General features: G+C 69.9%; 14 protein-coding genes. 8 read left to right on the forward strand and 6 right to left on the reverse strand.

The window, feature by feature from the left end:
• Positions 1–206 precede the first annotated feature (206 nt).
• Positions 207–668: a response regulator gene (locus tag GTY96_RS00285; protein ID WP_143907948.1), complete on the forward strand. Its 462-nt coding sequence runs from the start codon at positions 207–209 to the stop codon at positions 666–668.
• Positions 669–742: 74 nt separating this feature from the next.
• Entirely contained in the window at positions 743–1,570 is an 828-nt protein-coding gene (locus tag GTY96_RS00290) for a glutaminyl-peptide cyclotransferase (protein WP_143907950.1), read from the forward strand.
• On the opposite strand, the gene GTY96_RS00295 is transcribed toward GTY96_RS00290, so the two are convergent.
• Positions 1,558–3,306, reverse strand: a complete 1,749-nt coding sequence (locus GTY96_RS00295; RefSeq protein ID WP_161663562.1) for a carboxypeptidase regulatory-like domain-containing protein — start codon at positions 3,304–3,306, stop codon at positions 1,558–1,560. The genes GTY96_RS00290 and GTY96_RS00295 overlap by 13 nt on opposite strands.
• Positions 3,307–3,373: 67 nt before the next feature.
• Positions 3,374–3,916, reverse strand: a complete 543-nt coding sequence (locus tag GTY96_RS00300) for a metal-dependent hydrolase (RefSeq protein ID WP_143907954.1) — start codon at positions 3,914–3,916, stop codon at positions 3,374–3,376.
• An 85-nt stretch (positions 3,917–4,001) separates the two neighbouring features.
• Between GTY96_RS00300 and GTY96_RS00305 the strand changes: the two genes are divergently transcribed.
• Positions 4,002–12,674: a non-ribosomal peptide synthetase/type I polyketide synthase gene (locus GTY96_RS00305; protein WP_161663563.1), complete on the forward strand. Its 8,673-nt coding sequence runs from the start codon at positions 4,002–4,004 to the stop codon at positions 12,672–12,674.
• Positions 12,655–13,104, forward strand: coding sequence for a nuclear transport factor 2 family protein (locus tag GTY96_RS00310; protein ID WP_161663564.1), 450 nt, complete (start codon positions 12,655–12,657; stop codon positions 13,102–13,104). The genes GTY96_RS00305 and GTY96_RS00310 overlap by 20 nt, the downstream gene beginning before the upstream one ends.
• Here the strand turns inward: GTY96_RS00310 and GTY96_RS00315 are convergent, their stop codons facing one another.
• Positions 13,105–13,338, reverse strand: a complete 234-nt coding sequence (locus GTY96_RS00315) for a hypothetical protein (RefSeq protein WP_143907960.1) — start codon at positions 13,336–13,338, stop codon at positions 13,105–13,107. It lies immediately after the preceding gene.
• A 59-nt stretch (positions 13,339–13,397) separates the two neighbouring features.
• On the opposite strand from GTY96_RS00315, the gene GTY96_RS00320 reads away from it, so the two are divergent.
• A complete protein-coding gene (locus GTY96_RS00320; RefSeq protein ID WP_161663565.1) occupies positions 13,398–14,564 on the forward strand; it encodes a glycerophosphodiester phosphodiesterase family protein in 1,167 nt (388 codons plus the stop codon).
• Positions 14,565–14,601: 37 nt separating this feature from the next.
• Here the strand turns inward: GTY96_RS00320 and GTY96_RS00325 are convergent, their stop codons facing one another.
• Positions 14,602–14,955, reverse strand: a complete 354-nt coding sequence (locus tag GTY96_RS00325; RefSeq protein ID WP_143907962.1) for a BP74-related protein — start codon at positions 14,953–14,955, stop codon at positions 14,602–14,604.
• Between the two features lie 280 nt (positions 14,956–15,235).
• On the opposite strand from GTY96_RS00325, the gene GTY96_RS00330 reads away from it, so the two are divergent.
• From GTY96_RS00330 to GTY96_RS00340, 3 genes are read left to right on the forward strand one after another with little or no spacing between them, the layout of a single operon-like run.
• Positions 15,236–15,742, forward strand: coding sequence for a MarR family winged helix-turn-helix transcriptional regulator (locus tag GTY96_RS00330; RefSeq protein ID WP_143907964.1), 507 nt, complete (start codon positions 15,236–15,238; stop codon positions 15,740–15,742).
• A gap of 46 nt (positions 15,743–15,788) precedes the next feature.
• Entirely contained in the window at positions 15,789–17,072 is a 1,284-nt protein-coding gene (locus GTY96_RS00335) for an HlyD family secretion protein (protein WP_161663566.1), read from the forward strand.
• 6 nt (positions 17,073–17,078) lie between these two features.
• Complete coding sequence (locus tag GTY96_RS00340; protein WP_255442900.1) at positions 17,079–18,629, forward strand: DHA2 family efflux MFS transporter permease subunit; 1,551 nt, start codon at positions 17,079–17,081, stop codon at positions 18,627–18,629.
• Positions 18,630–18,718: 89 nt separating this feature from the next.
• Here the strand turns inward: GTY96_RS00340 and GTY96_RS00345 are convergent, their stop codons facing one another.
• Positions 18,719–20,251 (reverse strand): ricin-type beta-trefoil lectin domain protein, encoded by a 1,533-nt coding sequence (locus GTY96_RS00345; RefSeq protein WP_143907968.1) that lies wholly within the window; start codon positions 20,249–20,251, stop codon positions 18,719–18,721.
• A gap of 193 nt (positions 20,252–20,444) precedes the next feature.
• Positions 20,445–21,506, reverse strand: a complete 1,062-nt coding sequence (locus tag GTY96_RS00350; RefSeq protein WP_161663567.1) for a polysaccharide lyase — start codon at positions 21,504–21,506, stop codon at positions 20,445–20,447.
• Positions 21,507–21,633 lie beyond the last annotated feature (127 nt).

Here is a 21,633-nt window from a genome sequence, read left to right on the forward strand (position 1 = left end):
CATTTCGCCCGGGGACAGGCTGCCCCACGCCCCATCCCCCTGGCTCCCCGGGACCCCCGGGCCGCGTGCATGGCACGGCGGATGCTCTTGCAGCGGCCTGTCCCACCGCCGCGACACCGCCGTGTCGGGGAAGGCCCTCGCGTCGCGCGGGGTCCTCCGTGCGAGGCGTCAGGCGCACCTTCAACCCTCCAGGAGCCCACTCCCCCATGGTGCACGAGCAGACGGAAGGGGTCGCGCGCGGCGCGGCCTGGGAAGACCCCACCTCGGAGCCCGCGAGGGTCCCGCGCATCCTGGTCGCGGATGATCAGTCGGAGATGCGCACGCTCATCCGCAAGATGCTCATGCGGCGCGGCTATGAGGTGGTGGAGGCGTCGGACGGGCCGGACCTGGTGCGTGTCCTCATCGAGGGGCTGACCGCGGATGAGTCGCGCGCGCCCGACCTCATCATCACGGATGTGCGCATGCCGGGCTTCACCGGCCTGGAGGTGCTCGCCCGCCTGCGGCGCGAGCAGTGGACCACGCCCGTCATCCTCATCACCGCCTTCGGCGACGCGCAGCTGCACCGCGAGGCGTTGCGCCTGGGGGCCACCTGCGTGCTCAACAAGCCGTTCGACATGGACGAGCTGCGAGGCGCGGTGGAGGTGGCGCTCACGATGACGCGCGGCTGAAAGGCCCGCGCGGGGCGTGGGCGCGGTAAGGTGGCCGCCGCTCGCGACGAAGTCGCCTGCTTGCAAGGAAGCCCATGCGCCGCATCCCCTGGTTCCTGCCGTGGTCCCTGCTGTGCCTGGGGTGTGCGCCCACGCAGCGACAGACGCCGGACGCGGGCGTCACCGACAGCACGCCGCGCAAGCTGGTGGCGCGCATCGTCCACACGTATCCGCACGACCCCACGGCCTTCACGCAGGGGCTCCAGTTCCACCAGGGCCAGCTCTACGAGAGCACAGGGGAGGACGGCGACCTGCGCCGCATCTCCCTGGAGCAGGCGTCGCCCCTGTGGACGCAGGACCTGCCGGACGTGTTCCCGGAAGGGCTCGCGAGCGACGGCGAGCGCCTGTACCAGCTCACCTGGAAGGACGAGACGCTCTACGTGTGGAATGGCCAGAGTGGCCATCCCCCCGCGCAGGAGAAGCAGGTGGCCTACACGGGCGAGGGCTGGGGCCTGTGCTACTGGCGAGGGCAATTGGTGCGCAGCGACGGCACGTCCACGTTGCGCTTTCACGATCCGAAGGACTTCCACGTGAAGTCCCAGGTGCAGGTGACGTCACAGGGCGTCCCGCAGGACATGCTCAACGAGCTGGAGTGCGCGGAGGACGGCGTCTACGCCAACGTCTGGCACACCGACCACGTGTTGAAGATTGATTACGCCACGGGCCGTGTGCTGGCGATCATCGACGCGTCGGCCCTGGTGCGAGCGGTGCGTGGGCGGGTGCACAGCTACGAGGCGGTGCTCAACGGCATCGCGCTGGAGCCCGGCACCGGCCGGCTGTTCTTCACCGGCAAGCTGTGGCCCGACCTCTTCGAGGTGGCGCTGGAGCCCGCGACCTCGCAGGAGTCGCGTCAGCGCGAGTAGCGGAAGGACACCGCGCCGGTGCTCGCCGGGGGCACCAGCAGGTCCCAGGTGAGCGTCGCCGTTTCGTCGTCGCGGTGGGCTCCGGGAGTGATGCGAATGAGCCGGGCCCCGCGCGGCAAGGTGTCCACCACGCGTACGCGCATGGGTTCGGCGTAGGGGTTGGGCACCCGCACGGTCACGTCCTGGACCTCACGGGCATTCCATTCCACCGGGCCGCGCTGCACGCGCCGCACGGCCCGGACCTTGGGGTCGGTGCCCAGGGGAAGCGTGAAGGTGTTGTCCGGAGGGCGGGGCCACAGCTTCAGAAATTTTTGCTGGTTGCCGTCCACGATGGGCTGGGTCGGATAGTGCATGAACAGCGCGGCCTCCGCGGAAGGGTGCACCTCCCCGACGAGATAGGTGGCCGCGTCCTGCTCGGGGAACACCTGGCGATGGATTGTCACGGGCCAGGTTTCGGTGAAGAGAGGGACGCGGGGCCCGGTCCTGTTGAGCACGGTGTGCCGTCCCGGGGCGGTGAAGCGCCTGTCCGGATTCTTCCAGAGGTCGTGAGGAGGATTGGCGGGACGCGCGAAGTCCCGGGGCGGGGGGATGATGTCGGGCTCGTACATACCGACCTCCGCCTCGATGGAGTCGACGTACGCGGGGCCGAGTGGATGGAAATCGGTGTAACAACCGCCTTCCACGGGCGGCGCGGGTGGGTCTGGATCTGGCCCCGCCCCCGTCCAGAGTCGTTTATCGAAACGCAGGGATGCTCCGCTGGAGGCTGGAACCACATCGTGCCTTCGGGCTCTGGCCCTCGGGTGCTGGAAGAGCAGTCGGTAGCCAAAGGGGTCGGGTGGCAGGTCGGTGATGCGGTACTCGCCGTGCGCATTCGTGAATGCGTACACCCGGGATTGGAGCCGGTTGGTGGCGACGGTGACCACCGCGTCCTTCAGCGGCGCTCCCGTGTTCACGTCCACGACCGTTCCAATGAGGACGACGGGGATGTCCCTCTGGCGGGAGGCCCGGGCATTCCAGTTCGCCGTGGTGGGCTGCCCGATGTTGTTGAAGATCAGGCGGCGCAGGGCCGTCTCTTCCTCCAGCATGTCGGGCCGGTTGATCCGCTCCGGGAGGGGACCCGTTGCCTCGAAGGGGGGCATCTTCCGAGACAGATCGAAGTGGAGAATGACGTCCTTCCAGTCGACGCCTGTCCGCTGAAGGATGTGCCCAAGGAAAGTCGCCTCCACCTGGGGAGGCTGGCTTCGTACGGTGAGTCCGGCCCGGTACTGAGCGCTCGCGCCGGACAGCACGTAGCGCAGCACCACCTTCACGAGGCCTTCGCCCTTCAAGGTGGCCATGACGTCCACGGCAGGAGGTGAGCCTCGCTCCGCCATGACGGAGAGCTCCATCAAGGCGTCCGACTGGCTGCGAGAGTACGACAGGTATTCGCCTGGGGGTCTGGGAGGGCCCAGGCGCTGCAGTGCCGAATGGACCTCTTCGGCGGTGAAGGCAGGCACATAGGTGGGCCGCACCTCGACGCGCTGGACCTCGGCGCCCTCGGCCTCCACTTGGAGGGATGCCGGGTCCACCTGCCCCGTCAAGAGTGGCCACTGCACCTGCTCCGTGCCCGCGACCTTCACCGTGGCCGTCCGCACGACCAGCGTCTTGTCCTTGTAGAGCGTGACCGTGGTGTCCGGGACCTCTATCGCCACGGCCAGCGTTCCCGCGAGGAGCAATCCCAGACCCATCAAGACCATGTCTGCATTCTGCGCAGGTCCTCGCCAGGGCCGTCACCCTGGGGCTCCTGGCCGCCAGGAGATGCTTTCAGTTTGAGGGCGATTGGGATTCGGGCTGCCTGGAAAAGCGCCGCCGCACGGTGCGGGTCACCTCCGCGTCCCAGCGCGGCGACAGCACCTCCACGAAGGTCCGCCGGAAGGGCAGGGCGCACGCCAGACACGCCAGCGTCGCCGCCAGCCCGATGAGCGTGTTCTGCCATGAGCCCAGGTTCCACTGGCCGGACCAGGACCACGCCTCCAGGCTCTGAGGCCACAGGTAGTGGATGGGCCAGTCCGGTCCGCTGCCCGCGAGGTCGCACAGCAGATGACCGTGGAACGCAGCCACCGACAGGAGCGCCACGGCCACGCGCCGCCGTGCCAGCGTGGCGCAGACCGCCATCGTGACCAGCGCCCCCACGTAGCCGTGAAAAATCACATGGTGATAACGCGAATAGAACTCTTCACCCGCCAGCAATGACAATCCATCCAGATCCGGCGCGAGCCCCGCGCAGACCACCAGGACGCGGTCCCTGCGCTCCCTCAGCCCCTGCGAGATGAGCCAGGACAGTTCGGCGTGGACAATGGGGTTCATGGGTGTGCACTAGCGTACGGCATGCCAGGGCGGGTGCGAAGGTTTCTGGCACTGCGCGTTGAGGAGATGGGGGCAATGATTCGTCATGACTTTCTTCTCCGCGCACCCTGGCCCGGATATCGCCACGCTGTTTGAAGCGCATGCACGTGAAACACCGGATGCGGTGGCGGTGCATTTCGAGGGTGGCGTGCTGGCGTACGACACACTCAACCGCCGCGCGAACCGGCTGGCACGGCGGCTCCAGGCCCTGGGGGTCGGGCTGGATCAACCCGTGGGCATCCACGTCGACCGCACTCCGGAGACCTTGGTGGGGCTGCTGGGCATCCTGAAGGCAGGCGGCGCCTATCTGCCATTGGACCCGAGCCATCCTCCAGATCGGCTCGCCGGGATGATCGAAGACTCCGGGATACAGGTCCTGGTGGGCCGGAGGGACGCGGCCCAGGGCCTGCGCTTCCAGGGCTCCATCGTGGAGCCTCCCGCGCCGGATGAGCCCCCGGAGGAGCGCGACGCCGTGAACGTGAAGGGCGGCGCGGGCCCTGACTCCCTGGCCTATGTGCTCTACACGTCCGGCTCCACCGGCAGACCCAAGGGGGTGTGCATCCCGCACCGGGGCGTGGCCCGGCTGGTGCTGGATGAAGGCTTCATGGGCTTCCGGCGCGAAGACCGCGTCCTCCAGGCCGCGTCGTTCGCGTTCGATGCGTCGACGCTGGAGGTCTGGGGCGCGCTCCTGAACGGAGCGGCGTTGTGCCTCACCTCGCGGGAGACGTTGCTGTCGCCGCCGCTCCTCGCGGCGAAGCTGAGGCGCGACGCGGTGTCCGTCGCGGTGCTGAGCACGTCGCTGTTCCATCAACTGGCCGCGGCCATCCCGGACGCATTCGGAGGGCTCCGGGTGCTGATGGTGGGCGGTGACGTGCTGGACCCCAAGTGGGTGTCGGAGGTCATCGCGCACGGGAAACCAGTGCGGCTGCTCAACAGCTATGGGCCCACGGAGTGCACCACCTCCGCGACGGCGTATGAAATCCGCGCGCCCCCGTCCCTGGAGCGGTCCATTCCCATCGGCGGGGCGCTCGCGAACCTCCAGCTGCATGTGCTGGATGACGCGCTGACGCCAACGCCCGCGGGCGAAGCGGGGGAGCTGTACCTGGGCGGCGTGGGGCTCGCGCGCGGCTACCTGAACCGGCCCGGCCTGACCGGTGAGCGGTTCGTCCCGGATCCCTTCAGCGCCGCGCCCGGCGCCCGGATGTATCGAACGGGAGATCGGGTGCGACGGCTCGAGGACGGCGACCTGGAGTTCCTGGGGCGGGTGGACCATCAGGTGAAGATCCGTGGCGCCCGGGTCGAGCTGGCGGAGATTGAGAGCGTCCTGCGCGCCCACGGACAGGTCGCTGACGCGGTGGTGCGGGTGCACGAGGTGTCTCCCGGGGACAAGCGGCTGGTCGCCTATGTCTCGCGTCGCGACGGCACGGCGCCGGACGGCGCGATGCTGCGCGCGCACCTGCGCTCGAAGCTGCCGGCCTTCATGGTGCCTCACGCCGTGATGGTGCTGGACCAACTGCCGCTCAATCCCAGCGGGAAGGTGGAGCTCCAGAAGCTGCCGCCGCCGCGACTGGGTTCAGGAGAGGGGGATGCGCCACGCACGCCGCTGGAGCAGGCGGTCGCGCGCGTCTGGTCGGAGGTGCTGGGGACGGAGCAGGCGGGGACACAGGACCGGTTCATGGAATCGGGCGGGGACTCGCTGCTCGCGATCCGCTTCATCGAACGGCTGGAGCAGGCGCTGTCAGTCCGTCTGCCCGTGGGGGCGCTCTTCGACAGTCCGAACATCGAGGAGCTGGCGCGGCGCGTGGAAGCCGCGAGGGGGGCGGTCCGGAGCCCCGCCCTGCCTCCCATCGTCCCCGTGGATCGGAGCCGGCTCCTGCCGCTGTCGGATGCCCAGCAGCAGCTCTGGCTGCTGGAGCAGGTGGCCCCTGGCCGTGCTGTCTACAACGAGCCCTTCACGCTGTACCTGCCGGGAGACCTCCAGCCCGAAGCGCTGGAGCGGGCGTTCCAGTCGCTCATCGCCCGGCATGAAGTGCTTCGGACGACCTTCGTCTCCACTCCGGAGGGGCCTCGCCAACGGGTGGAATCCGCGATGCCGTTCCACCTGCGAAGCGTGGACCTGCGTCCTGTGCCCCAGGGCCTCCGGAGCGCGAAGGCGTTGCAGGTGGCTACGCAGGAGGCGCGCGAGCCCTTCGACCTGACGCGGGGGCCGCTGTTGCGCGCGACGTGGATGCGGCTGAGCGAAGAGGAGAGCCGCCTCGCCCTGGTGATGCACCACCTCATCGTGGATGGCTTCACGATGGCGGCGTTCCTCCAGGAGGTGAACCGGTTCTACATGGCGGACCTCCAGGGCGAGCCGCCCGCGCTCACGCCGCTGCCGCTCCAGTATGGCGATGCCTCCGCCTGGCAGGAGGGGCCTCGTTACCAGGAAGCCATCGCGCCACACCTCGACTGGTGGAAGCAGGCGCTCGCGGGGGCTCCGCACCTGGAGCTGCCCATGCAGCATGCCCGTCCTCCGGTCCCGAGCTTCCGGGGGGCCAAGCACGTCGTGCGAATCCCCCGGGACCTCCTGGACACGGTGAGGGCGCTGGGGCGCGCCGAGGACGCCACGCTCTTCATGACGCTGATCTCGGCGTTCGGTGCGCTGCTGCATCGCTACTCCGGCGCGCAGGACCTGGTCATCGGTGGCGCCTTCTCCGGGCGGAGCCGCGAGGAGTCCCTCGCCATCTCCGGGCACTTCGTGAACCTGCTGCCCCTGCGGCTGCGGTTCTCCCCCGGATGGAGCTTCCGGAGGGTGCTGGCGCACGTTCGCCGGGTCTGCCTGGAGGCGCTGGAACACCAGGACGCGCCGCTCCTGCGCATCGTGGAGGCGGTGAACCCGGCGCGCATCCCCGGGGCCAATCCGCTCCTCCAGGTGTCGTGCACGCTGGAGCCGCGCATCGCGGTGCCGGAGTCGAGCTGGCGTGTGGAGCCCCACGACGTCGACACGGGCACCTCGAAGCTGGACCTCTCCATCGAAATGGATGAGCGGCCGGACGGCATGTCCGTGCGGTGGGAGTACGCGCTGGACCTCTTCGAGCCGTGGATGATCTCCCAACTTGGAGAACACTTCGTGACGCTGCTCCGCGAAGCCGTGCGGGATCCGGAGCAGCCGGTCGCGGCGCTGCCGCTGCTGTCGGAAGCGGAGCAGACGCGGCTGCTGACCTGGGCCCAGGGACCCGCGGAGGACAGGGCCTTCGCGGAGTGTCTGCATCATCCGTTCGAGGCGCAGGCCGAACGCACGCCGGATGCGCCGGCCCTGGTCTTCCAGGGGCGGACCCTGCGCTACCAGACGCTGAACGCGGAGGCGAACCGGCTGGCCCATCACCTCCTGTCGCTGGGAGTCGGCCCCGGGGACCTGGTGGGCCTGTGCCTCCAGCGCTCCTTCGAGCTGATCATCGCCGTGCTGGCGACGCTGAAGGCGGGCGCGGCCTACGTCCCGTTGGACCCCTCCTACCCGAAGGCGCGGCTGGAGTTCATGGCGCGGGATGCGGGACTGAAGTGGATCCTCACGCAGGACGCGACGCGCGGGCTCGTGGACGGCGCGGGCATCCCGGAGGTCCCGTTGGAGCAGGTGCGCGGCGGCTCCGAGTCCAACCCCCGGGTGTCCGTCACGGGAAGTCACCTCGCGTATGTCATCTACACCTCGGGTTCGACGGGCCAGCCCAAGGGCGTGCGCATTGGCCACCGGAGCGCGGTGCACCTCTGCGAGACGGTGGCCTCCCGCTTCGGCTTCGCGCCGGGCCAGCGCGTGTCGCAGTTCTCCCGCTTCGGCTTCGACTTCTCCGTCGCGGAGATCTTCCCGACGCTGTCCTCAGGCGCCACGCTGTATCTGCTGGCCCAGGAGGAGGTGCTGCCCGGTGAGGAGCTGGCTGACTTCCTGGAGTCACGGCGCATCCACACCGCGATGCTCACGCCCTCGGCGCTGGGCTCCATGGCGTGGCGGGCGCTTCCTGACCTGAAGACCGTCGTGCTCGGAGGCGAGGAGCTCCCCGCGCGGCTCGTGGACCGCTGGGCTCCTGGCCGGCGGCTCATCAACGGCTATGGCCCCACCGAGACCACGGTCTTCGCGACGAGCGCGGACTGCGTGGCGGGAGCGGGCACCCCCACCCTGGGGACGCCGCTTCCGGGCTACGAGGTCCACCTGCTGGATGACGCCCTGGCGCCCGTCCCCGTGGGCGTGCGAGGCGCGCTCTACATCGGCGGCGTGGGGCTGGCGCACGGCTACCTGCACCATCCCGAGCTCGACGCGGAGCGGTTCATTCCGCATCCGTTCAGCGCGGAGCCGGGAGCGCGGCTCTACAAGAGCGGCGACATCGCCAGCCGTCGCCCGGATGGCGTCATGGTGTTCCACGGCCGGTCGGATCGACAGCTCAAGCTGCGGGGCTTCCGCATCGAGCTGGGCGAAATCGAAGCCGCGCTGCTGAAGCACCCGGAGGTCCGGGAGGCGGTCGTCGAACCCCGATGGCTCGCGGGCGAGCCGCACCTCGTGGGCTATGTCATTCCCCGGGACGCGGACGCGGCGACGCGACTCCTGACGCCAGGATTCAGGGACGGGCTGGGTGAGTCCCTTCCTCCGCACATGGTGCCGCGCGAGCTGGTGGTGCTGGAGGCGTTCCCGTTGGGCGCCACCGGGAAGCTCGACCGGAGCGCGCTTCCGCTGCCTCCGTCCCGCGCCCTGCCTCCTGAAGCTCCCGCGTCCACGGACCGGGAGAAGGCGCTGGAGCGCATCTGGTGCCGGATCCTCGGCGTGGAGCGCGTGGGCCGGCGAGAGGGCTTCTTCGACGCGGGAGGCAACTCATTGCTGCTCGCGCGGGTCCAGTCCGCGCTGGCTTCGGAGCTGGGCCTCTCGTTGAGCATGGCCACGCTGTTCCAGTTTCCGACCCTGGAGTCGCTGGCGCGGCACCTGGATGAAACCACCGAGGCTCCGTCCGTCCCGGTGCCGTCGAAGCCTGTCTGGAGTTCGGAGCGCTCGGACCGCATCGCCATCATCGGCATGGCGGGCCGGTTCCCGGGAGCACCCGACATCGAGTCACTGTGGCGGCTGCTGGTGGAAGGACGTGAAGGGCTCTCCCGCTTCGATCGGGAGACGCTGCTGGCGGCGGGCGAGGAGCCGCGACTCCTGGATGACCCTGCCTATGTCCGGGCGTCGGGCCTCTTGGACGACGTCGAAGCCTTCGACGCCGCCTTCTTCGGCTACAGCCCACAGGACGCGCGGCTGATGGATCCCCAGCAGCGCGTGTTCCTGGAGTGTGCCTGGGAGGCGCTCGAGGCCGCCGGCTACGACCCGAAGCGGCTGCCGGGAAGGGCGGGCCTGTTCGCGGGTTCGGGAGTCCCGCGCTACTGGCTGGACCACGTCGTGCCGCGCTTCCGCTCCTTGTCCGTGGCCTCCGACATGTATCGCTCCATCCTGGGCAATCCGTGGCAGTTCCTCGCCACGACGACCGCGTACAAGCTGGGGCTGCGCGGTCCCGCGCTCACGGTGCAGACCGCGTGCTCCACGTCGCTCGTGGCCGTGCACCTGGCCTGCCAGAGCCTGCGGACAGGGGAGTGCGACATGGCGCTGGCGGGGGGCGTGTCCCTCTTCGCGTCGGGTCCCTCCGGCTACCTCCATGAGGAAGGGGGCATCACGTCGCCGGATGGTCACTGCCGCCCCTTCGACGCGAAGGGGCAGGGCACGGTGCCCTCCAGCGGCGTGGCGCTCGTGGTGCTCAAGCGCCTGGAGGACGCGCTGCGGGATGGGGACTCCATCCACGCGGTCATCCGGGGCTCGGCCATCAACAACGACGGCGCCGACAAGGTTGGCTTCACCGCCCCGAGCGTGCAGGGCCAGCGCGACGTCATCGCGCGAGCACACGCCGCGGCGGGGGTGTCGCCGCGCCACATCACCTACGTCGAGGCCCACGGCACGGCGACACCGCTGGGGGATCCGCTCGAAGTCCAGGCGCTGCGGCTGGCCTTTGGTGACCGAGCGCCTTCGGACCCGCCCTGTGTCCTGGGGGCGCTCAAGAGCAACGTGGGGCACCTGGACTCGGCGGCCGGTGTGGCGGGGTTGATCAAGGCGACGCTGGCCCTGGAGCGCCACTTCCTTCCCGGGACCGTCCACTTCGAACATCCCCATCCGGAGTCGGGCCTGGAGCATTCGCCCTTCGTGGTGAGCCGGGAAGGGCGACCGTGGGATGCTCCTGGTGCGCTGCCGCGTCTGGCCGGGGTGAGCGCGTTTGGCATTGGCGGAACCAATGCCCACGTGGTCCTGGAAGAAGCCCCGCCTGTTCCCGCCCTCTCCCCCATGAACGAGGAGGCATCGGTCCTGGTGCTCTCCGCCCGGAGCGCGGAGGCGCTAAGCGCGGCATCCCTGCGGCTCGCGGAGCACCTGGAGCGTACGCGCGCGCGCTCATTGGCGGAGGCCGCGTACACGTTGCAGGAGGGCCGCACCGTCTTCGCGCACCGGCGCGCGGTCACCTGCGAGACTCCCGAGGAGGCCATCGCGAAGCTCCGGCGGGAGGGGCCCGCGCGGCGCGCCTCGCCCGAGCCTCCGGAGGTGGCCTTCCTGTTTCCCGGGACGGGCACGCAGGAGGCCGGCATGGGCGCGGCGTGGTACCGGCGTGCCCCCGCGTATCGCGAAGCTTTCGATGCATGCGTCAGCGCCTTCGGCCGCGACGTGGAGCGGGAGCTGCGGAGCGCACTGCTCGCGGACGAGCACGGAGGCCGCGCGGAGGAGATGCTTCGCGCACCCTCGCTGGGCATGGCCGCGATCTTCACGACGGAGTACGCGCTGTCGCGGCTGTTGGGTGTCTGGGGCGTCCGCCCGTCGAGCCTCATGGGGCACAGCCTGGGCGAATACGCCGCCGCCTGCCTCGCGGGAGTCCTGTCATTGGAGCAGGCCGTGGCGCTGGTGTCGCTGCGAGGCCGGCTCTGCGATGCGCTGCCGCCCTCCGGCATGCTGGCCGTGCCGCTGCCGGAGGATGAACTGACACAGGCGCTTCCCGCCGGACTGTCCCTGGCCGCGGTCAACGGGCCCGGTCAGTGCGTGGTGTCGGGCGCGCTGGAGGCGCTGGAGGACTTCGCGGCGCGATTGCAGGAGAAGGGCGTGCGGTCGAAGCGGCTGCCACGCTCCAGTGGGTTCCACTCCGTCCTCGTCGAACCCGTGATGGAGCCCCTGACCGCCCTGGCCCGGTCGATGACTCCCAACGCCCCGGCGATCCCCATGGTCTCCAACGTCTCGGGACGCTGGCTGACCGAGGACGACGCGCGCGATGCCTCCTACTGGGCCCGGCATCTTCGGCGCACGGTGCGTTTCGCCGATGGACTGGAGCTGCTGCTGGAGGACCGGGAGCGGATCCTCGTGGAGGTGGGGCCGGGACGAACGCTCTCCACGCTGGCGTCGCTGCACCCGGGCGCGGGCCGGGAGCGGCTGGTGGTGCCTACGCTCGGAGTGCCCGCCGGGAGACGTCAGCCTCGGGAGAGCGATGAGAAGGCCCTGCTCGACGCCGTGGGGCAGCTCTGGTCCGCGGGCGTCCCCGTGGACTGGAGCGGGCCGCGAGGAGACGCGCCGCGCGCACGCGTCGCGCTGCCAACGTATCCCTTCGAGCGGAAGCCGTACGCGTTGGGGCGCCCGGAGCCTCGGCCCTCTCCGACGCCACCCCCTTCGCACCGGGCCCTGGACCGCGACGAGGTGTGGGCGGCCATGGAGGCCCTCTGGAAGGAACTGCTCGGCGTGGAGTCGCTGACCCCCGACAGCCACTTCTTCGAGCTGGGGGGAACCTCGCTCCTGGTCGTGCAGCTCAACCACGAGCTCAAGTCGCGCCTGTCGATCAGCCTGTCGCTGCACGCGGTGCTGGAGCACCCGACGCTGGGCGCATGGGTGCAAGCGGTCCAGGAGGCGTTGGAGCGGGCGGGGAGGCCGCTCCGCAAGGCACCTTCGCTGCGGATCCGGCTCCAGGAGGGACGGCCGGAGCGGACGCCGCTGTTCCTGGTGCAGCCCATTGGTGGCACGGTCTACACGTACCTGCCGCTGACCCGGCGGTTGGGCGCTGACAGGCCCGTGCATGCGTTCCGCGCATCGGGGCTGGAGCCCGGTGAGAGGCTCTACCGGGACGTGCCCGAGATGGCGCGCCAGTACGTGGACGAGCTGCTGGAGTTCCAACCCCAGGGGCCCTTCTGGCTGGGAGGCCATTCCTCCGGAGGCGTCATCGCATATGAGATGGCGGGCATCCTGCTGGAGCGCGGCCATGCCGTGGCGGGCGTCATCCAGATCGACACGGTGACGGTGGATGACTCGCGCAGGCTGGGGATCCGGAGCGTGGGGGACGTGCTCCAGCTCATCGACGCGTTCCGGGAGATCTCCCCGCGCGCGGCGGAGGGACTGCGGGCCGCGATGGAGGTCGACACACGGCTGCGGGACGTGGTGCTCGCCACCAACGAAGCCATCGCCGCGTACTCGCCCGGTCGTCACGCGGTCCCCCTCGTGTACCTGCGGGCCACGGAGCGGGACGCGGTCCTGGACGGCCACGCGGAGGCATGGTGGAAGGCGTTGACGACCGCTTCGTTCCGCGCCCATGAGGTGCGGGGCAATCACTTCACCGTCATGGAGGAGCCCTTCGTGGCGGAGGTGGCGCGGATCCTCCGGGACTGTCTGTCCGGGGAGAAGGGTGCCGGGGACGATGACGCCGACGCAGGATGAGTGGAAGGCCGCGCTGTCACGCCGCTTCACCGCGTTCGTGGAGGCCTATGAGCGCGGGAGCCTGGAGGCCATGAGCGAGCTGTTCTGGCACGACGACGACATCGTGGTCGTGGGCACCCACTCCAACCTGCACTTCAGGGGTTGGGAGCAGGTGGAGCACTCCTTCCGCACCCAGTTCGGCAGCCTGCGCGACATCCGCGTGACGCTGCGCTCCGAACAGCTCTGGCACGGCGGAGCCCCGCCCTCCACGATGGCGTGCCTCACGGTGCCCGCGATGGACATCGCCCTGGTCGCGGGCGGAAGGCCCGTCACCTTCGAGGGGATTCGCGTGACGTGCGCGTTCGAGCGCCGGGACGCCGAGTGGCGGATGGTCCAACTGCACTGGTCGCTCCCGCGCACGGAGGTGCTGGTCGACCACAAGTACCGGTGATCACCCCGGAGGCAACGGCGAGCGCCGAGGCGTGCCCAGCAGCTCCAGCGTGCGCATCGCCACGTCCGCCAGCGTGGACGTGCAGGGCATGCAGCCTCCGCCGCAGCACGGAGGCCAGTCCCCTTCCGGGTCGCGCAGGAGCGGATACACGCAGCCCCGCAGGGACTGGGGCAGTCCCGCTTCATCGCAAGCCTGGAGCAGCGCCGCCTGCACGGTGGCATCCTTCACGTCCATCGCTTCTGACTTCCTAACCCGGCCCCTCCCACGCCGCCCAGCTCCAGCAAGGAAGCCTCGTGCGCCCCGAGTCCCCGACCCGCCCGTTCGCATCCAGCACGCAAGCCGGGGCCGCCGCCTGGAGGGCCCGCGTGTGGCTGCTGGCGGTCCTTGGCTGCGCGTGCGCGGGGCCCGCCACCCGCGCGCGAGCAACCGACCCCACGGTGCGCCTGATGGACGCCGCGCGAGCGCACGCCATCTCCCGCGGATCCACCCAGGCCCCCGTCTGCTCTCCGGATGTCGCGTTGCTTCGGCCAGGAGGTGGCGTCGACCTGGAGCGGCTTCACGCCGCGGGCCACCCGGTGGTCGTCTGGACCGTGAACGACCTGCCCACGATGCAGGCCCTGCTCCGGCGAGGCGTGGACGGCATCATCAGCGACCGGCCGGACCTCCTCGCGCGAGCGGTGCGTGACTTCGACGCCGACGCGGACGGCATCCCCGGAGACCTGCTGGACGCGGATGGGCTCATCAACCTCAAGCGCTTCGATGCGCAGGGCCACCGGGGCGCGCGGGGCCTGCGTCCGGAGAACACGCTGCCCGCGTTCGAGGCCGCGCTGGACTTCCAGATGACCACCCTGGAGCTGGACACCGTGCTCACCGCCGACGGTGTCCCGGTGCTCTCCCACGACCCGGACCTCTCACCCGCGAAGTGCCGCCACTTGGATGGAAGCCCTCTCCCGGAGCCCATCCCCATCGCGTCCCTCACCGCCGCCCGGCTCCAGGCCACCTTCGTCTGCGACCAGCTCCTCGCGGACCGTCCGGAACAGACGAGGGAGCGCGCCCGCTCGCCGGAAGCCGTCGCGTTCGCGGCCCGCGAGGGCCTCCCGGACCCCTACACCCTCCCCACGTTGCGCCAGGTGTTTGCCTTCGCGCGAAGTCAGGCGGACGCCGAACATCAGGCCCGCGACCCGCTCCGCGCCCGGAATGCCCGGCGCGTCCGCTTCAATGTCGAACTCAAGCGGGTGTCCGCCAGGACAGACATCGAACCGGCCCACGGAGATGCGGTCGCCGCGGTCATTCGCGAGGCCGGGCTCGTCGACCGCGTGGACGTGCAGTCCTTCGACTCGCGGGCCCTGCGCTCGGTCCAGGACAGGCATCCGGACCTGCGGACCGTCTTCCTCCTGGAGTCGGGGCGTGGGCCCGCCCAGGAGGAAGGTGGAAGGGGCTCAGGTGGTGGAGGACCGTGAGCCCATCCGCTTGGGCCTCAGGCCTGCTTCCCTCGCGCTACGCCTTCACCTCGCGCGTCAGCGTCGAAGACCACGGGCACCAATGGTTGCCCGGGAGGAAGGCGCCGCCCGCCTCGTCCAGGTTCTCCTCGACATAGGTCATGTCGGCGTCGCACACCTCGATGGCCATCTGGAAGAAGTTGATGGTCGCCGGGTCGATGTGGAACGAGAACTTCGGGTTGTAGGGGACGGTCCTCTTGATGATGCGCCCATGGATGTGGATCTCGTTCTTCTCCTCGCCGGAGAGAATGCGGCGCGCGTGGGCGATCTTCGCCTCGTCGGTCAGCTCGATGATGAACTCGGCTCCACGTGAGCTGGGCTGCGTGAAGGCGAAGCGGACAGGGTTTGCCATGGGTAAGGCTCCTTCCTGGGTGGAGGCGCCTGTCTAGTTGATTGGCTTCTACCCACAATTGAATCGACGTCTGGGTTGGGTGTGGCGGACCCGACAACCGCTGCCTCCGCCCCCCGGACGGTCCGGCGGACCGCGTGGTCCTTCGAAGCCCAGGCGAGGAGCCGGGCAACCCTCCAGATTCCGAGGTTTTAGTCGGTCGACGAATCGACTTGCGCAAAATCGTTAGGGGCCTTACTAGACGCCCGCCTTGGTTCCTCCGCGCGCCAGAAACGCCACGTTGGTGAAGCTCGTGCCCCGGTACGAGCGGCTGCAGCAGCTGTCCCTGCGCTTCCCGGAGCTGGACCCGAGCGCCATCGAGACGTGCATCACGATGCTGCACCTGTCCAACGAGCTGACCGGCGCCTACGAAGCCCACTTCGCGCGGCACGGGCTGTCGCACGGGCGCTTCGTGGTGCTCGTCCAGCTGCTCATGGCGGAGGACGCGGGAGAGACCCTGCGGCCCGGGGAGCTCGCCGAGCTGTCCCGGTGCACCCGCGCCACCGTGACGGGCCTCCTGGACACGCTGGAGAAGGACGGCCTCGTGTCCCGCGTGGACCACCCCGAGGACCGGCGCATGTACTCCGTGCACCTCACCGCGCGGGGCCGCGAAATCATCCAGGGCATCCTGCCCGACCATTACCGCCGCATCGCCTCGCTCATGGCGCCCTTGAGCCATGCCGAACGCGACACCCTGCGTGCCCTGTTGGCCAAGGTGTCCTCCGGCATCCCCGCCCTGCGGGACCCCTGATCCGCATCCCACTTCCCTTCTTCCATCACCGTTGCGAGCAACAACCATGACGACCCGCACAGCCCCCTCCCTGGAAGCCGCTCCCTCGACCGATACCCCCGCCGCCGCGAAGCCCGCGAAGCGCTCCCGCGCCAAGCAGGTGCTCCCCGTCCTGGTGGGCGTGGCGGTGTTGGGCGCGGGCGTGCGCTTCTTCCTCACCCACGGCCACGAGTCCACCGACGACGCCCAGGTCGAAGGCCGCATCGCCAACGTGTCGCCGCGCGTGGCGGGGCAGGTGGCCCGCGTGCTGGTGCACGACAACCAGGCGGTGAAGGCCGGTGACGTGGTGGTGGAGCTGGACCACTCGGACCTGGACGCCCGGCTGGAGGTGGCCCGCGCTGACGTGATGAGCGCGGAGGCCCAGCTGTCCAACGCCCAGGCCCAGCTCACCCTCACGGAGGCCAACGCGGGCGCCAACCTGCGGCAGGCCCGCGCGGGCGTCACCCAGGCCTCCAGCGGCATCAGCTCCTCCAAGGCCGCCCTGGACCAGTCCCGCGCGGACGTGGCCGCCTCCGAGGCGCGCTTCAAGCTGGCGGAGACGGACCTGGGCCGCGTGAAGCAGCTTCGCGAGCAGGGCGCGCTGTCGCAGGCGGACCTGGACAGCCGGCAGGCCGCGTATGACCAGGCCAAGGCCGCGCTGGACCAGTCCCGCGCCCGGCTGACCTCCACCGAGGCGGGCATCCAGAGCTCGTCCGGTGGCCTGGAGGCCGCGCAGGGCAAGCTCTCCGCCGCGGAGACGGGCCCCGTGCAGGTGCAGTCCGCGCAGGCCGCGCTGAAGCTGGCGGAGGCCCGCCTCAAGCAGACGCGCGCCGCGCTGACGCTCGCGGAGCTGAACGTGTCCTACGCCCAGGTGCGCGCCCCGGTGTCCGGCGTGGTGAGCCGCCGCACGGTGGAGGTGGGGCAGATGGTGGGCCCGGAGCGCCCGCTGATGGCCGTCGTTCCGCAGGACGACATCTGGGTGGTGGCCAACTTCAAGGAGGACCAGGTCGGTGAGATGCGCGCGGGCCAGCCGGTGGACGTGAAGGTGGACGCCTTCGGCGGCCACACCTTCCGCGGCCACGTGGACAGCCTCGCGGGCGCCAGCGGCGCGCGCTTCGCCCTGCTGCCCCCCGACAACGCGTCCGGAAACTTCGTGAAGGTGGTGCAGCGCATCCCGGTCCTCATCCGCTTCGACGGGGACCTGAAGGAGCTGCCCATCAAGCCGGGCATGAGCGTCTACGTCACCGTGGACACCGGCGCGAAGGCCGCGCCGCAGAAGACCGCCGCGGTGGACGTCCGGAAGGCGGAGTAGCCCCCCGTGGACGCACGCCGCGACGTCATCCAAGGTTCCAAGACGGGCATCACCATCGCGGCCATGGCCGCGGCGCTGATGTCCGTGCTGGACATCTCCATCGTCAACGTGGCCCTGAGCGACATCCGCGCGAGCTTCGGCACGCCGTTGGATCAAATCGCCTGGGTGTCCACGGGCTACATGATGGCCAACGTGGTGGTCATCCCGATGACGGGCTGGCTCCAGCGCCGCTTTGGCTACCGGAAGTACTTCACCTTCTCCGTGCTGCTCTTCACGCTGGCCAGCGTGCTGTGCGGCCTGTCGTGGAACCTGCCCTCGCTGGTGGCCTTCCGCATCCTCCAGGGCATGGGCGGCGGCGCCATCATCCCCACCTCCCAGGCCATCCTCTTCGCCCGCTACCCGCGCGAGGAGCACGGCATGGCGGGCGCCCTCTTCGGTCTGGGCGCCGTCACCGGGCCGCTGCTGGGGCCCACCGTGGGCGGGCTCCTCATCGAGGCGGCGAGCTGGCACTGGATCTTCCTCATCAACGTGCCGGTGGGCCTCTTCGCCGCGTACATGGCGTGGCGCTACATCGAGCAGCCCCACTTCGAGCCCTCCACGGAGAAGGTGGACCGCAACGGCATCGCGCTCCTGGCCGTGGGCATGGCGTGCCTCCAGTACGTACTGGAGGAGGGCAACCGCGAGGACTGGTTCGACAGCCGGCTCATCACCCTGCTGGCGGTGGTGGCGGCCATCGCGCTCATCACCTTCGTCGTCCATGAGCTGGAGACACCCAGTCCCGTGGTGGACCTGCGGGTGTTCGCCAACCGCTCCTACTCCGCGGCCACGGGGGTGAACTTCCTCGTGGGCACGGCGCTGTTCTCCGGCTCGTTCCTCTTCAGCCTCTTCTGCGGCTCCGTGATGCGCTACGAGGCGTTGGACATCGGGCTCATCTTCCTGAAGGGCAGCGCCATCCAGATCCTCCTGATGCCGCTCATCGGGAAGTTCGGCGGCAAGGTGGACGGCCGCTACCTCATCGGCTTCGGCGTGCTGGGGATGAGTCTGTCGCTGTGGACCAACGGGCACCTGGCCACCCGGGTGGATGAAATCACGCTCATCACCCCGGTGTTCATCCGCGCCTGCTCGCTGGGCTTCATCTTCGTGCCGCTGTCGGTGATGGCGCTCAGCAACCTGCGCCCGGAGCAGCGAGGCAACGCGGCGGGCCTCTTCAACCTCACCCGCGAGCTGGGCGGCTCCATTGGCACCGCGTGGATGAGCAGCGCGCTCAGCCGCTCCACCCAGGCCAACGCCACCGCCCTCACCTCGCACGTGGACGTCTACGGGCAGGTGGCGCAGGAGCAGTTCGCCCAGCTGAAGGCCGCCATGGCCGCGCGGGGCGTGTTGGATCCGACGGGCGCCGCCTACGGCCTGCTGGGGCAGCGCATCAACGCGCAGGCCCTGGTGCGGGCCTTCAACACGAACTTCCTCATCCTCGCCGCGATCTTCGTCTGCGCCCTGGTGCTGGTGGCCATGCTCCAGCGGGCGGATCCGACCGTGAAGGTGGAGGGCGCGCACTAGCAGGCGCCCCGCCGCCGCTGGAGATGACGAAGCGCGGGTCCCCGGCGTGGGGGCCCGCGCTTCTTCACTTCAGGAGGGGAGGGGGATGGCTACCGGCGCCACTTCTGCGCGCTGGTGCCGTTGCACTCCCAGAGCTGCAGGACCGTGCCGCTGGCGGGGTTGCCGTTCTGCACGTCCACGCACTTGTTGGCCTGGGGGTTCACCAGGTCCCCGGCGCCGGAGAGGATGAACTGCTGCGCCGGGTTGCCGGAGCAGGTGACGAGCTGGATGGCCGCGCCGTTGTCGCGCGAGCCCCAGGCCACGTCCATGCACTTGCCGAAGGCGCGCACGGTGCCGTCCGACATGAAGGTCCAGTTCTGCGCGTTGGTGCCGTTGCAGTCCCAGAGCTGCAGGCGGGTGCCGTCGGTGCTGTTGGAGTTCGGCACGTCGATGCACTTGTTGGCCAGGCCGATGATGGGGCCGCCCGTGCCGCCGCTGCCGGACGTGGTGAGCGACAGGCCGTAGGCGCCCAGGATGGGGTTGAGCGGCTGGAAGAAGGTGTTGCCGCCGGTGGAGCAGTTGCCGGAGCCGCCGGACGTCACGCCCTGCGCCTGGTTGCCGGACATCCACGAGCCGCCGGAGTCACCGCCCTCCGCGCACGCGTTCGTCTGCGTGAGGCCGTACACCAGCCCCGCCGAGTAGCTCACCGTGACGTTCTTCTGCTGGATGACGCCACAGCGCCAGCCGGTGGTGGAGCCCGAGCGACAGATGGACGCGTTGATGCCCGCCTCCTGTGAGCCGTACACCAGCACGTTGCCGCCCGCGTAGTTGTTTACCCACGGCTGCGACACCCAGGAGCCGTTGGTGCGCACCCACGCGAAGTCGTTGCCGGGGAAGGTGGACGCCACCACCGTGCCCTGCGCCACGCCGCTGCCGCTGGTGCCCGTGCCCGCGCCACCGCAGTGGCCCGCCGTCACGAAGCCGCCCGCCACCGGGAAGCCGATGGAGCAGCGCGCGTTGCCCGGGTAGTACGCGTCACCGCCGCGCAGGTCGTACAGCGGCTTGAACTCCTCGCGCGACGGCACCACCCGCACCGCGTCGTGCTTCACGCCCGCCTTCGCCAGGAAGTCCGTGCCGCCCGTCAGCGCGGAGTCCTGCGCCAGCACCACCACGCTGTTGGTCATCACGTCCACGTACCAGGCGTGCACGGTGCGGCCCGCGGACTCGCCATGCAGGTCCAGCCGCGCCTTCACCGCGTCCAGCGCCGCCTGCGTGTACTTCACCTTCTGGGGCACCGCCCCCGCGCGGCGCACCGCGTCCGCGTCCGCGTCCGTGGTGACGCCCACCACCAGCGCGCTGCCGTCCGCGTTCATCCACGCGCCGCCCATGCGCTCGCCCAGCTCCGCGCGCAGCGCGCCCTCCACCCGCACCGCCGCCGCCTCCGCCGCCAGCCGCCGCTTCGCGCCGTCCGCGGTCAGGCCCAGGTCCCGCTGCATCGCGAAGAGGATGTCCGGCGAGACGTCGTGCGCGAGCGCCGCCTCCGCCTGGGAGGGGGCCGCGAGCGCCACGGAAGGAACGACGCCCAGCGAGGCACCAGCGAACAGCGCCGTCGCGGTGGAGAACAGACCGAAGCTCCGCTTCATCGGGTCCTGCCTTTCTTGCTGCGGGGGAAGCCCGGAGCGAAGCCCGACAGAGCCCGGAAGGTCAATCAATTCAAGAAATGCTTAAAATCTCCGACATATTTGTGTGGTCGAAGAAAGTCCCGGGAAACAAGAAGGCCCGGTGCGTCACAAGGGCGCACCGGGCCACGAGACTTGTTTCGGTGACGGACGGAAGTCAGCGCTTCACGAGCGGGACCGGGGCGGGGGCCCGGCGGCGGCGCAGCGCCACGGCGCCCAGCAGCAGCGCGGCGGCGGCGAAGGGCAGGGTGCCGGACGCCCCGGACGCGCTGCATCCGCCGGACGCGCCGTCGGAGGCTTCCGGCAGGCCGTTGGGGTTGTTGGAGATGGGCGTGGTGGTGCCGGTGGGCGTCTGGCCGCTCGGGGTGGGCAGCGGGATGCTGGGGAGGTCGGGCGTGGTCGTCGCCGGGGTCTCCACCACCGGGGGGGAGGTGGTGGTGTCGCCCGTCGAGCCGCCCGTCGTCGGCGTTTCGGCTGGCGGGGTCGTGGGCTCCTCCACGGGCTTGGGGGCCGGGGGCATCACGTCCTCGAGCGACGTCGCCATGATGAAGCCGTCGTGGAAGATGCTCGCTTCGGGCTTGATGGCGTCGTCGCGGTACAGGCCCATCTTCAGGTAGTTCAGCTCCTTGCCGAACTGGTTGGCCCCGTAGGTCTTCGGCAGCACGTGCTTGCCGTTGTGCCACAGCTCCACGAAGCCGGCCTTCTTGTCGGACGACCACTTCACATGCAGCACGAAGTCGTGCCAGTTGCCCTTGTCGATGGAGGTCTGCCAGAGCACCGGGGCGGTGTCGCCGCCCACGCGCAGGTGGATCTGATCTCCTCGCACGAAGAACTCCAGGGGCGGTGAGCCACAGCAGCTCTCCTGGTGCCACTGGGTGATGACCTGCCACGAGTCATGGACGGGGTAGCTGGAAGGGAAGAGCGTGCTCCACTTGTAGTAGTACTCCTTCCCCTGCGTCTCATGGGTCACGTACAGCAGTTCGTTGCGGTTGCCGCTGGCGCCAATGGGATCATCGCCCTGCCGCACCGTGGCCTTGAGCGCATAGCGGCCGTCGCGCACCACGTCCGTCACGATCTGCAGGCGGCTGTTGGCGACACTCTGCTGCCGCGTCCACTGGGACGTGTTGCCGGTCTCGAAGTCGCCCTTCCAGAGGATGCTGGCGGAGGCAATGGCCGGCATCATGGAGGCCGCGGCAACGAGCTGAAGGAGTCGCTTCAAACAGGGGTCCTTTCGGTCCGGGTTGGGCCCAGGGGACACCTGACGCGGAAAAAGCCTTCCCGTGCGCTCCTGCCTGGCAACCCCCTGTCGCTCGCACGCTCGACGGGACGCTCGTCGGGGCAAGAGG

It is taken from the genome of Corallococcus silvisoli (assembly GCF_009909145.1).
In the GTDB taxonomy this organism is placed as follows: Bacteria; Myxococcota; Myxococcia; order Myxococcales; family Myxococcaceae; genus Corallococcus; species Corallococcus silvisoli.

Bases quoted from the DNA above. Each gene is read 5' to 3' on its own strand.
- GTY96_RS00305 (WP_161663563.1), top strand. From the start codon at position 4,002: ATGACTTTCTTCTCCGCGCACCCTGGCCCGGATATCGCCACGCTGTTT.
- GTY96_RS00285 (WP_143907948.1), top strand. From the start codon at position 207: ATGGTGCACGAGCAGACGGAAGGGGTCGCGCGCGGCGCGGCCTGGGAA.
- GTY96_RS00345 (WP_143907968.1), bottom strand. From the start codon at position 20,251: ATGAAGCGGAGCTTCGGTCTGTTCTCCACCGCGACGGCGCTGTTCGCT.
- GTY96_RS00300 (WP_143907954.1), bottom strand. From the start codon at position 3,916: ATGAACCCCATTGTCCACGCCGAACTGTCCTGGCTCATCTCGCAGGGG.
- GTY96_RS00325 (WP_143907962.1), bottom strand. From the start codon at position 14,955: ATGGCAAACCCTGTCCGCTTCGCCTTCACGCAGCCCAGCTCACGTGGA.
- GTY96_RS00310 (WP_161663564.1), top strand. From the start codon at position 12,655: ATGACGCCGACGCAGGATGAGTGGAAGGCCGCGCTGTCACGCCGCTTC.
- GTY96_RS00335 (WP_161663566.1), top strand. From the start codon at position 15,789: ATGACGACCCGCACAGCCCCCTCCCTGGAAGCCGCTCCCTCGACCGAT.
- GTY96_RS00290 (WP_143907950.1), top strand. From the start codon at position 743: ATGCGCCGCATCCCCTGGTTCCTGCCGTGGTCCCTGCTGTGCCTGGGG.
- GTY96_RS00295 (WP_161663562.1), bottom strand. From the start codon at position 3,306: ATGGTCTTGATGGGTCTGGGATTGCTCCTCGCGGGAACGCTGGCCGTG.
- GTY96_RS00315 (WP_143907960.1), bottom strand. From the start codon at position 13,338: ATGGACGTGAAGGATGCCACCGTGCAGGCGGCGCTGCTCCAGGCTTGC.